Origin of the sequence: Pilimelia anulata, assembly GCF_014647895.1 — a bacterium.
Lineage (GTDB): Bacteria > Actinomycetota > Actinomycetes > Mycobacteriales > Micromonosporaceae > Pilimelia > Pilimelia anulata.
The window spans coordinates 25686-40330 of sequence record NZ_BMQB01000006.1; the positions used below are offsets into that span (position 1 = coordinate 25686).

The following is a 14645-nucleotide window of genomic DNA, read 5'->3' on the forward strand; positions in this document are numbered from 1 at the left end:
CCGCGCGCGCCGGCTCCCGCCCGCCGCCGCGGCGCCCGGCGGCGGCGCCGCGTGGCCGGTGTCGGGGGTGGGCCGTAGGCTCGGTCCGTGAGCCGTGCCGTGCCCCCCGCCGCCGCTGACCAGCGCGCCACCCGCCAACGCGCCGCCGGTCAGCGCCACCGCACCGAGACCCCGATCGGCCGGAAGCGCCGCGCGCGCCGGATCGCCCGCGCGCTGGCCGAGGCGCACCCCGACGCGCACTGCGAGCTGCGCCACGACAATCCGCTGCAGCTCGCCGTCGCCACGATCCTGTCCGCCCAGTGCACCGACGAGCGGGTCAACGCGGTCACCCCGGCGCTGTTCGCCCGGTACCCGACGGCGGCCGACTACGCGGGCGCCGACCGGGCCGAGGTGGAGGAGCTGATCCGGCCCACCGGGTTCTTCCGGAACAAGACCGAGTCGCTGCTCGGGCTCGGCCGGGCGCTGGTCGACCGGTACGGCGGCGAGCTGCCCGAGACCCTGCCCGAACTGGTCGAGCTGCCCGGCATCGGCCGCAAGACGGCCAACGTCATCCTCGGCAACGCGTTCGGCGTGCCCGGCCTGACCGTGGACACCCACTTCCAGCGGCTCGCCGCCCGGCGGTGGCAGTGGACCGCCGAGACCGACCCGGTGAAGATCGAGCACGCCGTCGCCGAGCTGATCGAGAAGCGCGACTGGACCATGCTGTCGCACCGGATCATCTTCCACGGCCGCCGCGTCTGCCAGGCCCGCAAGCCGGCGTGCGGGGCGTGCTCGCTGGCGGCGCTCTGCCCGGCGTACGGGGAGGGGCCGACCGACCCCGCGGTCGCGGCGCGGCTGCTGAAGGGGCCGCGGGCGCGGGAGCTGGCCGAGCTGGCCGGGATCGACCCGGACCTGGTACCGGCCCACGCGGCCCCGGAGCCGGCGTGACCGCACCGCCGCCGGCGCCTGACCGGCCCGCACGTCCAGCGCCGCCGGCGCTGCCCGCACAGCCGCCGCCCGGCCGGCCGGCACAGCCAGCACCGCCGTCGCCGCACGCACGGCCGGCGGGCGCGGGGCGGGTGGGCGCGGCCGTGCTGCTCGCCGGCGTCCTGGCGGTCGGGGGCGGGTGCGGCGGCGGGCGGCCCGCGGCGGCGCCGGCCGCGACCGCGCCGGCCCCGTTCGCCGACTGCGCCGACCTCACCACCGCGACCCCCCCGTCCGCCGGCCCCCCGTCCGCCGGCACCCCGGATGCGGGAGTGTCCGGTCCCGCGGCGGGGAGTCCCGTACCGGGGGTGGAGCTGGCGTGCCTGGCCGGCGGGCCCGCGGTGGCGACCGCGGCGCTCGCCGGGCCCGCCGTGGTGAACCTGTGGGCCACCTGGTGCCCGCCGTGCCGGGCCGAGCTGCCCCTCCTCCAGCGGTACGCCGACCGGCACCGGGGCGTCCGGGTCGTCGGCGTCGTCACCGAGGACGACCCCGCGCTGGCCGCCGACCTGGGCCGGGAGGCGGGCATCCGGTTCCCGCAGCTCGTCGACCGGGCCGGCGCCCTCAAGCGCGCGGTGGGGGCGCCGGGGCTGCCGGTGACGCTGTTCGTCGGGCCGGGCGGGACGCTGCGGTACCTGCACCGCGCCCCGCTCACCGACGCCACCCTGCCGGCGCTCGCCGCCACCCACCTCGGGGCCGGCGGGTGAGCGGCCCGGCGGGCCGGCCGCCGGGCTGGTGGGAGCCGCTGCTCAGCCGGGTCCGGGACGCCCGGACCGAGGACTTCACCAGCCTGCGCCGGCCCGAGCCGGGCGGGCGGGACAGCGCGGTGCTCGTCCTGTTCGCGCAGGACGATTCGGGCGAGCCGGACGTACTGATCATTCAGCGGCCCCGCACCATGCGCACCCACGCCGGGCAGCCGGCCTTCCCCGGCGGGGCGGCGGAGCCGGCCGACGCGGACCCGCCGGCCACCGCGCTGCGCGAGGCCGGCGAGGAGGTCGGGCTGTGCCGCGACACGGTGACCGTGCTGGCCACCCTGCCGGAGCTGTGGATCCCGGTCAGCGACTTCGTGGTGACGCCGGTGCTGGCCTGGTGGCACGCGCCGCACGACCTGCACGCCGTCCAGGTGGCCGAGGTGGCCCGGGTGGCCCGGGTCCGGGTGGCCGACCTGGCCGACCCGGCGAACCGGCGGCAGGTCCGGCACCCGAGCGGCTGGGTGGGGCCGGCGTTCGCGGTCTCCGGGATGCTGATCTGGGGTTTCACCGCCGGGGTGCTGTCCCGGCTGCTGGAGCTGGGCGGCTGGGCCCGGCCGTGGTCGGCCGACCGGCTCACCGACCCGGGGCCGTACGACGCGCCAGCCGGACCGCCCGTTGTGGGCTCCGGGCCCGACACGCCCGTACCCTGATGGGGTGTCCCCGCTCGACTACTTGCTGATCCTGCTGATGCTGGCGTTCGCCTTCAGCGGCTACCGCCAGGGCTTCGTGACGGGGGCGCTGTCGTTCGCCGGCTTCTTCGGCGGCGCGGTCGTCGGCCTGCAACTGGGCCCGTGGCTCGCCAACCGCATCGCCGACCCGACGGTCAAGGTGACGATGGCGCTGGCCGCCGTCTTCGGCCTGGCCGTCGTCGGCCAGGCCGCCGCCGGGTTCCTGGGCGCGCGGCTGCGCCGCGGGATCCGGCACAAGTACGGGCGGGTGGCCGACGACATCGGCGGCGCCGGGGTGTCCCTGGTGGCGATGGTGCTGGTGGTGTGGCTGGTGGCCGTACCGCTGGGGGTCTCCTCGCTGCCCTGGCTCGCCGCCGCGGTCCGCACCTCGAAGGTGCTGGACGGGATCGACTCGGTCGTCCCCGAGCAGGCCAAGGCGATGTCGCAGCGGCTGCGCGAGAGCGTGGACACCCGCGGCTTCCCGGACGTCTTCGACGGCCTCGACGCCACCCGGGTCACCGAGGTGGCCCCGCCCGACCCCGGCCTGGCCCGGTCCGTGGCGGTCACCACCGGCAAGCGGTCGGTGGTGAAGGTGCTCGGCACGGCGCCGTCCTGCGCCCGGCGGATCGAGGGCTCCGGCTTCCTGTACGCCGAGGAGCGGGTGATGACGAACGCGCACGTCGTCGCCGGCACCACGCAGGTCCGGGTGGAGCTGGACGGCAGCCGGTACGACGGGACCGTGGTCGTCTACGACCCGGGCCGCGACCTCGCGGTGATCCGGGTGCCGGGGATGCGCGCGCCGGTCCTGCCGTTCGTCCGGACGCCGGCCGTGACCGGCGCCAACGCGGTCGTGCTGGGCTTCCCGCTGGACGGCCCGTTCAACGCCCAGGCGGCCCGGGTCCGCGACCTGCGGCAGATCACCGGCCCGGACATCTACGAGAAGAACAAGGTGACCCGGCAGGTCTACACCCTGCGGGCGCTGGTCCGCAGCGGCAACTCCGGCGGCCCGCTGGTGTCGACCGACGGCCGGGTGCTCGGGGTCATCTTCGCGGCCGCGGCCGACGACAAGAACACCGGCTTCGCCGTCAGCGCGGCCGAGGCGGCGGGCGTGGCCGAGGTCGGCCGGACGGCCGACAACCGCACCCGCACCGGCCGCTGCGCCTGACCCGCCGCGGCACCGCGCCCCGACCGGCGCCCGCCGCTCGCACCGGCCCCCCCGCGGCCGGTGCCGCGCCGCCGCGGTCACCGGTACGCGGCGGCGGAAATCGGCCGGCGGGCCCGGGTACCCGATTAGAGTCCGGTCGCACGGACGGTGATGGGGGGCGTCGTGGTGCGGATCGGGTGGTGGGTCGCGCTGGCCGGCGTCGTCGCCGCGCCGGCCCCGGCGGTCGCCGCCGGCCCGGCCGGCGAGGGGCTGCCCGAGCAGCCGTTCCGGCTGGTCGCGGACGGGCAGTGCCTGAGCGTGGGCCGGCTGCCGGGCGGCCAGTACGCGGCGGCGCTGCGGCCCTGCGGGCCGGACCGGACCCAGCACTGGCGCGGCGTCGGCGGGCACCTGGCCAACGTCGGCGTCAACGCCTGCGTGGTCGACCCGCCGGCGGCCCGGGCGGACGGCGAGGGCGTGGGCCTGCGCCGGACCTGCGGCGACCGCAATGTCCCCTGGATGCGGATGAGCCTGGCGGACGGGCACCTGCGCGGCGACAGCGTCCCGCTGGGCGCCCGCTGCGTCTACCTGGACCGCTTCATGGACACGATGATCATCGGCCGCTGGCACACGGACTGCGCCCGCGCCGCCACCTTCACCCCCCAACCCCTCCCGCCGGACCCGACCCCGTCCGCGGGACGCTGACCGGACCGCGACCGCCCGGCGGCGGACGCGGGTGGGGTCAGCGGCGGGGGCGGGTGACGCTGGCCACCAGGGCCGCCAGGACCAGGCCGCCGGCCAGGATCAGGGGGAGGCGGCGGTCCGGGACCGGGACCGGGCCCACCGCCGTCTCCGCCGTCGTCGCCGCGCCGCCCAGCCGCGCCGTCCCCGGCTCGGTGCCCGGCTCCGCCCCGGCCGCCCGGGTCTCCGCCAGCGGGTTCCCGGTGACCGCCGGGACCGGCGCGATCAGCGCCGCGTACGGGTCCACCGCCCCGTACCCGTACGCCGGGTCGCGCCCGGTCGGGCCCAGGTCGCGGGAGGTGCGCAGGAGCCGTTCGATGACCTGCCCGGCCGGCAGGTCCGGCCAGCGGGAGCGGACCAGCGCCGCCGACGCCGCCACCAGCGGGGCGGCGAAGCTGGTGCCCTGGACCGTCCAGTACCCGCCCGGCCGCGCGCCCACCAGCGACGTCGCCGGGGCGCTGAGCGCGGTGGCCGGGCCGGTGACCGCGCTGCGCCAGCTCCGCTCGGGGTCGCGGGTGAGGCCGGAGACCGCGACGACGCCGGGGAACCGGGCCGGGAACCACACGCCGGACGGCGCGCCGGGCCCCAGGTTGCCGGTGCAGGCGACGACGACGACGTCGTGCCGGAACGCGTACCGCAGCGCGTCGGCCAGCGCCTCGCTGCCGCCCGCGCCGCCGAGGGAGATGTTGAGCACGCTGGCGCCCCGGTCGACGGCCCAGCGGATGCCGCGGGCGACGACGGCGGCGTCGTCGTACCGGTTGCTGGCGTCCAGTACCCGGACCGGCAGGATGCTGGCGCCCGGCGCGACGCCGACCGCGCCGGTGCTGTCGTCGGCCCGGCCGGCGATCAGGCCGGCGACGGTGGTGCCGTGGCCGACCGCGTCGTACGTGCCGTCGTGGTCGTCGCTGACCAGGTCGAGGCCGGGCAGGACCCGGCCGGCGAGGTCGGGGTGGGAACTGTCCACGCCGGAGTCGATGACGCCCACGGTGACGCCGGCGCCGGTCGCGTGCCGCCAGGCGGCACGCGCGTGCAGGGCGCCGAGCTGCCACTGTTCGCGGCGGGCGGTGACGGCGTCCGGTCCACTGTCGGCGCCGGTCACCGCGGCGGCCCGCGCGGCGGCGCCCCGGCCGCCCGGCGCCGCGGCCGCGGCCCCGGGTAGGGCGGTCAGGGTGAGGGTGGCGACGCTCAGGAGCAGCGCCGCGGAGCGGCCGACCGGCCGGCGGTCGTGCGAAGCGGGCAACGCGTCGATCCTCGGGGAATCCCGGGCCGCGGGGGCGGCCCACCTGTCAGTGCCGCCAGCGACGGCATGCTGCCCGACAGCTTAACCTCACTTGTCCAAATTTGTCTGGATTATGGGCCTATCGGCGTTGCGTTGATCAATACGGCGGCAGGTATCCAACCTGGATCAACGCGGCACCCCGCTGCCGGGTCACCAGCCAGCCGCGACCCGGCGGCAGCGGACCGGGCCGCACACTGCCCAACAGTTCGCCCTCGCCGCGGTCACCGGACATCACCAGTCCCGGTGACGACAACTCGCGCAAACGCTGGATGACCGGTTCGAACTGGGCCCGCGCCGCGCCGCCGGACCGGCGCGCCAGGACCAGGTGCAGGCCGATGTCGCGGGCCCGCGGCAGGAAGTCCAGCAGCGGCAGCAGCGGGTTCGTCGGGCCGCCCGCCACCAGGTCGTAGTCGTCGACCAGGACGAAGCAGTCCGGGCCCGTCCACCAGGACCGGTCGCGGAGCTGCGCGGCGGTGACGTCCGGGCCGGGCAGCCGGCGGCGCATGTACCCGGCGACGGAGTCGACCAGCTCGGCCGTCCGCTCGGCGGTGCTGCCGTACCCGATCAGGTGCTCCGAGGTGATCGCGCCGAGCAGGCTGCGCCGGTAGTCGACGAGGACCAGCCGGGCGGCCTCCGGCGGGTACCGCCGGACCAGCGTCGTCGCCAACCCCCGCAGGAACGACGACTTGCCCGCCCCCGCGTCGCCGAACACCAGGAAGTGCGGCTCGGCCGCGAAGTCCACGGTGGCCGGGCGCAGGTCGGCCTCGGCGACGCCCACCGGCACCGCCCAGCCCGTCCCGGCGGCGCCGGCCAGCTCGCCGTACGGCACCAGGGTCGGCAGCAGCCGGACCGCGGGCGCCGCCGGCCCCGCCCACTGCGCCGCGACCGCGGCCGGCAGGGCCGCGGGGTCGGGGCCCAGCGCGGTGACCTCCGGGCGGACCGTGCGCAGGTGCAGGCCCTCGGCCGTGACGCCGCGGCCGGGCGCGCCCGCCGGCACGTTGCCGGCCGCCCGCCGGGAGACCAGCGAGTCGGCCGGGTCGCCCAGCCGCAGCTCCACCCTGGACCCGAACAGCTCGCGCAGGCCCGCCCGGAACTCGGCCCAGCGCAGCGCCGAGGCGACCACGTGCACGCCGTACGACAGCCCGCGCGCGGCCAGGTCGGCGATGGCGGGCTCCAGGTCGGGGTACTCGGCACGCAGCGTCGCCCAGCCGTCCACCACCAGGAACACGTCGCCGTACGGGTCGTCGTCCGGCCGCGCCGCCCGGTACGCCCGCATCGAGTCCACCCCGGACGCCGCGAACCGGCGCTCCCGCGCGGCCAGCAGGGCGGCCAGCTCGCCGACCGTCCGCCGGACCGCGGGCGCGTCGGCCCGCCCGGCCACCCCGCCGACGTGCGGCAGCCCGGCCAGCGGGGCCAGGGTGCCGCCGCCGAAGTCCAGGCAGTACACCTGCGCCTCGCGCGGCGTGTGGGTCAGCGCGAGCCCGCAGACCAGCGCGCGCAGCGCGTGCGACTTGCCCGCCTGCGGGCCGCCGACCACCGCGACGTGCCCGGCGGCGCCGTCCAGGGCCAGCCAGAGCAGGTCGCGGCGCTGCTCGTACGGGCGGTCCACCACCGCCACCGGCACCTGCAGCGCGCCGTGCAACTGCGGGTTGGCCACGGCCAGCCCGCGGTCGGGGTCCACCCGTAGCGGGCCGAGGATCTCGTCGAACGCCGGCGCGGCCGACAGCGGCGGCAGCCACACCTGGTGCGCCGGCGGGCCCTGGCCGACCATCCGGTCGACCAGCAGGTCCAGCAGGCTGCCCGCGGGCGCCGCCGGGGGCGCGGCGGCGCCCGGCGGGGCGGGCGCGGCCTCCGTCGTGTACGCCAGGGCCCGCGGCGGCTCGCCGGGCGCGGCGCCCGGCGGGCGGGGGCGGGCGTACGGGCCGGAGACGTACGCCGCCCGGAACCGCACCAGCGGGTCGGTGCCGGCGCGCAGGTACCCGTGGCCGGGAGAGCGGGGCAGCGCGAACGCGTCCGGCACGCCCAGCACCGTGCGCGACTCGAGCGAGGAGAAGGTGCGCAGCCCGATCCGGTACGACAGGTGCGTGTCCAGCCCCCGCAGCCGCCCCTCCTCCAGCCGCTGCGAGGCCAGCAGCAGGTGTACGCCCAGCGACCGCCCGACCCGGCCGATCTGGACGAACAGGTCGATGAACTCCGGCTTCGCGCTCAGCAGCTCGGAGAACTCGTCGCAGACCAGCAGCAGCGTCGGCAGCGGCGCCAGCGGGGCGCCGCCGGCCCGGGCCCGCTCGTACGCCCGCACGCTCGGCTGGTTGCCGGACCGGCGCAGCAGCTCCTGCCGGCGGACCAGCTCGCCGTTGAGCGCGTCCACCATCCGGTCGACCAGCGGCAGCTCGTCGGCCAGGTTGGTGATCACCGCGGCGGTGTGCGGCAGCCGGTCCAGCGACGCGAACGTCGCCCCGCCCTTGAAGTCGACCAGGACGAAGTTCAGCTCCTCGGACGAGTGCCGCACCGCCAGCGCCAGCACCAGCGTGCGCAGCAGCTCCGACTTGCCCGAGCCGGTCGCGCCGACGACCAGGCCGTGCGGGCCCATGCCGTCCAGCGCGGACTCCTTCAGGTCCAGCTCCACCCCGCCGCCGTCGGTGCCGACGCCGATCGGCGCCCGCAGGTGGTCCCGGGCCGGGCGGGCGGGCCAGGCGGCCGGGGGGTCGAAGCCGTCCGGGTCGATGCCGAGCAGGTCGGGCAGGCCGGGCGCGCCGGCCAGCGGCTCGGCGCCCGGCGCGGCCGCGGCGGCGAGCCGGCGCGGGGCGAGCAGGCGGGCCAGCGCGCCGGCGCTGACCGGGTCGAGGGCGTCGGCGGTACCGGCGTCGGCCGCGCCGTCCCGGGTCGCCGTGCGCAGGGCGCCGCCCGGGCCGACGGCCAGCGCGAGCACGCCGCGGCCGGGCCGGGCGGGCGCCGGGTGGTCCAGGTCCAGCACGGTGACGCCGGCGGCGGGCTCGGCGCCGAGCAGCGCGGCGCCGGCGGTGTCGCCGCCGTCCAGCACGACCACGACATGCGGCCCGGCCGGCCCCGCGCCCGCCGCGCCGAAAGCGCCGCCCGGCGCCGCGCCGAACGGACCGCCCGCTGCCGCGGTGAACGGGCCGCCCGGTGTCGTCGCGGCGTGGGGGCCGGGCGCCGCCGCGTACGGGCCGCCCGTCGGGGCGGGTGCGGGTCGGCCGTGCGGCGGGCGCGCGCCGAGGACGTCGCCCAGCAGGCGTTCCAGGCCCGCGGCGGTCGGGGCGACCAGGCGGAGCGGGCCGAGCGCGTCCGTCGCCCGGGGGTGCCGGGCGTGCGGCAGCCACTTCACCCAGTCCCACTCGGCCGCCCGGCCCGGCCCGGCGCAGACGGCGACGACCAGGTCGTCCGGGGCGTGGAACACCGCGAGCTGCGCCAGCACCGCGCGGGCCAGCGCCAGCGCCGCCGGCGCCGGCTCGGCGCCCGCCCCGCCGTGCAGGTGCACCCGGCCGAAGCCGCGCAGCGCCACCGCCACCGGCAGGTCCGGCACGACGGCGTACGTGGCCAGGAAGCGGCGCAGCGCCCCGGCCGCGGTCGGCTCCGGCTCGCCCGGCCCCGGCGGCGGGGCGACCAGCGGCGTGGCGAGCGTCTGCGGCCCCAGCCCCACCCGGACCACGCCGAAGTCGGCGTCGCCGCGGCGCCGCTCCCACAGCCGGTGGCTGTCCGCCGTCGACCAGAGCCGGTCCGGGTCCGGGTGCCGGTAGAGCTGGCCGACCCGCTGGGCCCGGGCGGTCCCGCGGACCTCCCGGCGCAGCGCGGCGAGCCGGCGCAGGTACTCCCGCCGGGCGGCGGCCAGCTCGCCCCGGCGGGGCGAGCCGCCGGCCCGCGCGGTGACGAGCATGGCCAGCGTGGACAGTCCGAACAGGCCGCCGGCCACGTACGCGTACGCGCCGCCGCCCCGCCCGACCAGCATCGCCATCGCCACGCCGCCGCACAGCACCGGCAGCAGGACCAGGGCCCGCTGCCAGCGCCCGTCGGACTCCGGCGGTACCGCGGGCGGCGGCTCCAGCCGGACCTCCCCGCCGGGGATCGGCGGCGCGGGCCGGCGCGGCTGGCGGCGGACGACGGTGGTGCTCACGGCGGCCTCCCCGCCCGCCGGAGGGGGTCGGGCGAGCGTGGTTCATCGTAGGCAGTGCCCGACCCGGGCGCGGGTCCGATGGGTACAGTGCGCGGGATCGCACGGGGCCGGCGGGGTGGAGGAGGGTCGATGGCCGAGGAACCGACCGGACCGACCACGATGGCCGCCGGGCTCGTCCGGCTCACCGTCAGCGCGCCGGCCCGCCGGCTGGACCTCGCCGTACCCGCGCACGCCCCGCTCGCCGAGCTGCTCCCGGAGATCCTCCGGCACGCCGGCGAGGAGCTGGCCGACGCGGGCGAGGAGCACGGCGGCTGGGCGCTGCGCCGGCTCACCGGCGAGCCGCTGGACCCGGCCGCCCACCTGTACGCCCAGGGCGTGCGCGACGGCGCGGTCCTGCACCTGGTGCCCGCCGGCGCCCGCTGGCCCGAGCCCGAGTACGACGACGTCGTCGAGGTCGTCGCCGACGCCGCCCGCCGGCAGGGCGCCGGCTGGGACGCCGCCCGCACCCGCCGGGCCTGCCTGGCCGCGGGCGGGGTGCTGCTGGCCGTACCGCTGGCCGGGCTGGTCGCCGCGGGCGGGCCGGCGTACCCGGCGGCCGTCGTCGCCGGCACCCTCGCCGCCGCGGGCGTCGTGGCCGCGCGGGTGTACGGCGACCGCGGGCTCGGCGTCGCCCTGACCGGGTACGCCCTGCCGTACGCCCTCGCCGGCGGCGCCCTCGCGGTCGCCGCCGGCGGCGCCGGGCGGCTGCCCGGGCTCGACTGGCTGGGCGCGCCCCAGTTGCTGGTCGGCGGCGTGGCCCTCGCGGTCGCGGCCCTGGCCGGGCTGCTCGGCGCCGCGGCGGGGCGGCGGGTGCACGTCGCCGGCCTGTTCGCCGGCGGCGGCGCGGCCCTGGCCGGGCTCGCCGGCTACGCCGCCCGGGCGGAGACCGTCGCGGCGGTCGCGCTGGCGGCGCTGGTCTGCGGGCTCGGGCTGCTGCCGCTGCTGGCGATCCGGCTGGGCCGGGTCCCGGTACCGGCGCCCGCGGAGCCCGCCGGCGACGCCGCGCCCACCGACGCGCTGCCCGACCCGGCGGCGGTCGGCGCCGCGGTCGCCCGCACGGCCGCGCTGCTCGTCGGGCTGCTCGCCGGGCACGCCGTACTGTGCGCGGGCGCGGTCCTGGTCCTGGTCGGCGCCGGCGGCCCGGCCGCGGCGGCGCTCGGCGCGGTGGCGGGGGCGGCGCTGCTGCTGCGGGCGCGGGTGTTCGCGGCGGTGGCGCAGCGGGTGCCGGTGCTCGCCGCCGGACTGGCGGCGCTGGCCCTGGTCGGGCTGGGGCTCGCGGCGGGGGCCGGGCCGGTGGCGCTCGGCCTGCTCGCGGCGGTGCTGCCGGCGGCGGCGGTCGCGGCGATGCTGCTCGGCGCGGCGGAGCGCCCCGTCTCGCCCTACCTCGGGCGGCTCGCGGACCTGCTCGACACCGCGGCGCTGGTCTCGATCGTGCCGGTGGCCTGCGCGGTCCTCGGCGTGTACGGCCAGGTCCGCGTGCTCGTCGGCTGAGGGCACCCGGGGCGGGGGTCGGGCCCCGCCCCACCGGGGTGCGTCAGTGGGCGGCGCCGCCGTTCTCGGCCGCGGTGGCCTCGGCCTCGGCGAACCGCTTCCGCGAGTTCAGGATCTCGGCCTCGGCCTCGGTGCGGCCGACCCAGGTCGCGCCCTCGACGGACTTGCCGGGCTCCAGGTCCTTGTACACCTCGAAGAAGTGCTGGATCTCCAGCCGGTCGAACTCGGCGAGGTGGTGGATGTCGCGCAGGTGCTCCATCCGCGGGTCGTCCGCCGGTACGCAGAGCAGCTTGTCGTCGCCGCCCTTCTCGTCCGTCATCCGGAACATGCCGATCGCCCGACAGCGGACCAGGCAGCCCGGGAACGTCGGCTCCTGAATCAGCACGAGCGCGTCCAGCGGGTCGCCGTCCTCACCGAGCGTGTTGTCGACGAAGCCGTAGTCGGCGGGATACTGGGTGGAAGTGAACAGCGTCCGGTCCAGGCGGATACGACCCGTGACGTGGTCGACCTCGTACTTGTTGCGGTGACCCTTGGGGATCTCGACCGTGACGTCGAAGTCCATTCCACGCTCCTCGTTACTGTTCTCCGTCGCCGCCGTTGGCCGGCTGTGAGTAGTGTCCCGTAGGACCGGGACGGACGCGTGAGGAGGGCTGGGTGGGGAGGCGAGGTTCACAGGACGATTCTGTCGAAGCCGACGCAACTCCGGCGGCCGGTGGCGGAAATCCGTCCGAGGAACCGACGCTGGAGCAGCCGTACGGTCGACCCGCCGCGGATTCGTCCCGTTCCGGCGGTGTGTCGGGCGCGGTGCGCCCGGGCGTGCCGGGTGGGGCGGAGGGTGCCGCCGTGCCGCCTCCGCCGGGTGCCGGCGGGGGTCCGGGTAGCGGGCCCGGTGCCCCGCCCGATCCGGCGGGCGGACCGGCCGGCGGCGGGGTTGTTCCCCCGTTCGGGGCCGGTACGGGGGTCACGCAACGTGAGCAGGGCTCCGCTTCGGCGGGTGCGCCCGACGATCCGGACCGGACCGAGGACCTCTCCGTACCGCCCCGCGCGGGCGCCGGCGACGGCGTGACCCGGGACTTCCCGGCCGCCCGCGCCGACGACGGGGACCGCACCGAGGACCTCGGCAACCCGCCCGGCCCGACCGCCGGCTCCGCTGGGCCCGCCGCCGCTGGGCCCGCCGCGGCGATGGCCGGCGGCCCGGCCGTACCCGCCGCCCCGGCCGGGGTACCGTCGGCCGACGGCGGCGCGGACCCCACGCTGCGGTCGGTGCCGCGGCTGCCGACGGCGGCCTGGTCGGCGAGCGCGTCGGCCGTGCCGTGGCCGCCCCCACCGGCCGCCGCCCCGCCGGCCGCCCCGCGGTTCGCCTCCATCCCGCCGCCCCCGCCGGGCGTGCTGCCCGGCGTCGCCGCCCCCGTCCCGCCCGCGCCGCAGGTCGGCTCGGCAGGTCCGGTACAGCCGGCCACGGCCGCCCGCTCCGGACCGACGCGCGCCGGCGTGGCCCCGGTACCCGCCGGTGCCGGCGCGACCGTACCGCCCGCCAGCCCGACCGCACCGCCCGCCGGCAGCGTCACCTCTCCCGAGACCCACTCGGCGACCTCCTCCGCCACCCCACCGGCAACCGCCCCGAGGGGAACAGCCCCGCCCGGCACCGCCCCGCCCGGCATCACCCCGGCGGGCAGCGGCCCGGCCGGCGGCGACCCGGCGGGCAGCGGTCCGGGCGCCGGCGGTCCGGTGGGAATCGCTCCGCCCGGTCCCACAGTGCCCGGGAACGCTCCGCCGGGCGCGCACGCTGCGCCCCCGGCCGCACCGCCGCTCGCGCCGCAGGGGACGGCCGTGCGGCCGCGCCGCCGGTCCCGCCGCCTGCTCGTCGGGCTCGCCGCCGGCCTCGTCCTCGCCCTGCTCGGCGGCGCCGGCGTCGTCGCCCAGCGCGCCGGCGCGCTCGACCGCCTGCTCGGCGACCGCCGCGCCGCGCCGGCCGCCGGCCCCGCGCTGGTCCCGGCGGCGCCGCCCGTCCTGACCGCGGCGGACGGCACCGCCGCCACCGCCGCGGGCGTGCGGACCGCGCTCGACGCCGTCCTCGGCGGGGCCGGCATCGGCGGCGCCGTCGGCGTCTCGGTGGTGGATTTGGACGGCGGCGCCGTGCTGTACGACCGGCGGGCCGCCGCCCCGCTGATCCCCGCCTCGACGATGAAGCTGGTGACCGCGCTGGCGGTGCTGTCCGCGCGCGGCCCGGCGTACCGGATCGCCACCCGCGCCGTGGCCGGCGAGCGCCCCGGCGACGTGGTGCTGGTCGGCGGCGGCGACCCGACGCTGAGCGCCGACGGCGCCGGCACCTACCCGTTCGCGGCCCGGCTGGACCGGCTCGCCGCCCGGGTCCGGGCGGCGCTGGGCGGCCGCCGCCCGAGCCGGGTGCTGGTGGACACGTCCCTGTTCACCGGGCCGGTGTTCGGCACGGGCTGGGACTCCGACATCCCCACCGGCGGCTCCGGCGGCGCGGTCACCGCCCTGATGATCAACGCCGGCCGGGCGCACCCCGGCGACGAGGCGCCCACGCCGCGGCACCCGACGCCGGACCTGGCGGCGGGGCGGGCGTTCGCCGCGCTGCTCGGCGCCGGTACGGTCGCCCGCGGCACCGCCCCCGCACCCCCGCCGGCCGGCGCCGCCGCCCGCCGCGCCGCCGCCGACCCCACCGCCGCCGACCCCGCCGGCCCCGATCCCGCCGACCCGACCGCCGCAGAACCGCCGGCCACCGGCGGAGTGGCCCCCGGCGCCACCGCGCCGAGCGGCACCCCGCCCGCCCCCGGCACCGTGCTCGGCTGGGTCGAGTCGCCGCCGCTGCAGCGGCTCGTGGACGTCATGCTCGCCGACAGCGAGAACATCGTCGCCGAGACGCTCGCCCGGCAGGTCGCGCTGGCCCGGCAGGAGCCGGCGTCGTTCGCCGGGGCCGCCACGGCCACCGGGGCGGTGCTGGCGGACCTGGGGCTGTCCGGGGCCGGGCGGACGCTGTCCGACGGCAGCGGGCTGTCCCGGCGCAACCTGCTCTCGGCGGAGCTGCTGACCGGGGTCATCGCCGCGGCGGGGGAGAAGCCGACGCTGGCCGGGCTGTACGACGGGCTGCCGGTCGGCGCCTGGTCCGGCACCCTGCAGCGGCGGTTCCGGGCGGCGGACGGGTCCGCGCGGCCCGGCTGGGGCGTGGTCCGGGCCAAGACCGGGACGCTGCGCGACGTCAACGCCATGGCCGGCGTGGTGACCACGGCGAGCGGGCGGACGCTGGCGTTCGCCGCGCTGGCGAACAACTCGCCGCTGGGCCCGTTCGAGACCGAGGCCGCCCTGGACGACCTCGCCGCCGCCCTGGCCACCTGCGGCTGCCGCTGACCCCACCGCCCGGGTCCGGCCCGCACGCGGCCCCGCCGGGCCCGCCCTGTCGGCACCCCGGCTCGCGGTGGGA

Annotated in this window: 10 protein-coding genes; 7 read left to right on the plus strand and 3 right to left on the minus strand. The window is 79.4% G+C overall.

What is annotated here, in order from left to right; all coding sequences use genetic code 11:
• The first annotated feature begins 174 nt into the window (after positions 1-174).
• From nth to IEY94_RS14345, 5 genes are all read left to right on the plus strand, one after another.
• Entirely contained in the window at positions 175-927 is a 753-nt protein-coding gene (gene nth / locus IEY94_RS14325; protein WP_229784024.1) for an endonuclease III, read from the plus strand.
• 131 nt (positions 928-1058) lie between these two features.
• Complete coding sequence (locus IEY94_RS14330; RefSeq protein ID WP_189170680.1) at positions 1059-1667, plus strand: TlpA family protein disulfide reductase; 609 nt, start codon at positions 1059-1061, stop codon at positions 1665-1667.
• The gene (locus tag IEY94_RS14335) at positions 1664-2362 is read left to right on the plus strand and encodes an NUDIX hydrolase (RefSeq protein WP_189170681.1); all 699 of its coding nucleotides are present in this window, start codon (positions 1664-1666) and stop codon (positions 2360-2362) included. Before IEY94_RS14330 ends, IEY94_RS14335 begins: the two co-directional genes overlap by 4 nt.
• A gap of 4 nt (positions 2363-2366) precedes the next feature.
• A complete protein-coding gene (locus IEY94_RS14340) occupies positions 2367-3545 on the plus strand; it encodes a MarP family serine protease (protein WP_189170682.1) in 1179 nt (392 codons plus the stop codon).
• Positions 3546-3707: 162 nt separating this feature from the next.
• Entirely contained in the window at positions 3708-4226 is a 519-nt protein-coding gene (locus IEY94_RS14345) for a ricin-type beta-trefoil lectin domain protein (RefSeq protein ID WP_189170683.1), read from the plus strand.
• 37 nt (positions 4227-4263) lie between these two features.
• Here IEY94_RS14345 and mycP read toward each other — a convergent pair whose 3' ends face one another.
• Entirely contained in the window at positions 4264-5502 is a 1239-nt protein-coding gene (gene mycP / locus IEY94_RS14350) for a type VII secretion-associated serine protease mycosin (RefSeq protein ID WP_229783888.1), read from the minus strand.
• Between the two features lie 136 nt (positions 5503-5638).
• Positions 5639-9670 carry a type VII secretion protein EccCa gene (gene eccCa, locus IEY94_RS14355; protein WP_189170684.1) on the minus strand — a complete coding sequence of 1344 codons (4032 nt, stop codon included), beginning with the start codon at positions 9668-9670 and terminating at the stop codon, positions 5639-5641.
• Between the two features lie 159 nt (positions 9671-9829).
• On the opposite strand from eccCa, the gene eccD reads away from it, so the two are divergent.
• Positions 9830-11200, plus strand: a complete 1371-nt coding sequence (gene eccD / locus IEY94_RS14360) for a type VII secretion integral membrane protein EccD (protein ID WP_189170961.1) — start codon at positions 9830-9832, stop codon at positions 11198-11200.
• 43 nt (positions 11201-11243) lie between these two features.
• Here eccD and IEY94_RS14365 read toward each other — a convergent pair whose 3' ends face one another.
• A complete protein-coding gene (locus IEY94_RS14365; protein WP_189170685.1) occupies positions 11244-11762 on the minus strand; it encodes an inorganic diphosphatase in 519 nt (172 codons plus the stop codon).
• Positions 11763-12262: 500 nt separating this feature from the next.
• On the opposite strand from IEY94_RS14365, the gene dacB reads away from it, so the two are divergent.
• Positions 12263-14572: a D-alanyl-D-alanine carboxypeptidase/D-alanyl-D-alanine endopeptidase gene (gene dacB, locus IEY94_RS24015; RefSeq protein ID WP_268244842.1), complete on the plus strand. Its 2310-nt coding sequence runs from the start codon at positions 12263-12265 to the stop codon at positions 14570-14572.
• Positions 14573-14645: the final 73 nt, after the last annotated feature.

Coding starts and splice junctions, on each gene's coding strand:
- eccD (WP_189170961.1), top strand. CDS start 9,830: ATGGCCGCCGGGCTCGTCCGGCTCACCGTCAGCGCGCCGGCCCGCCGG.
- IEY94_RS14365 (WP_189170685.1), bottom strand. CDS start 11,762: ATGGACTTCGACGTCACGGTCGAGATCCCCAAGGGTCACCGCAACAAG.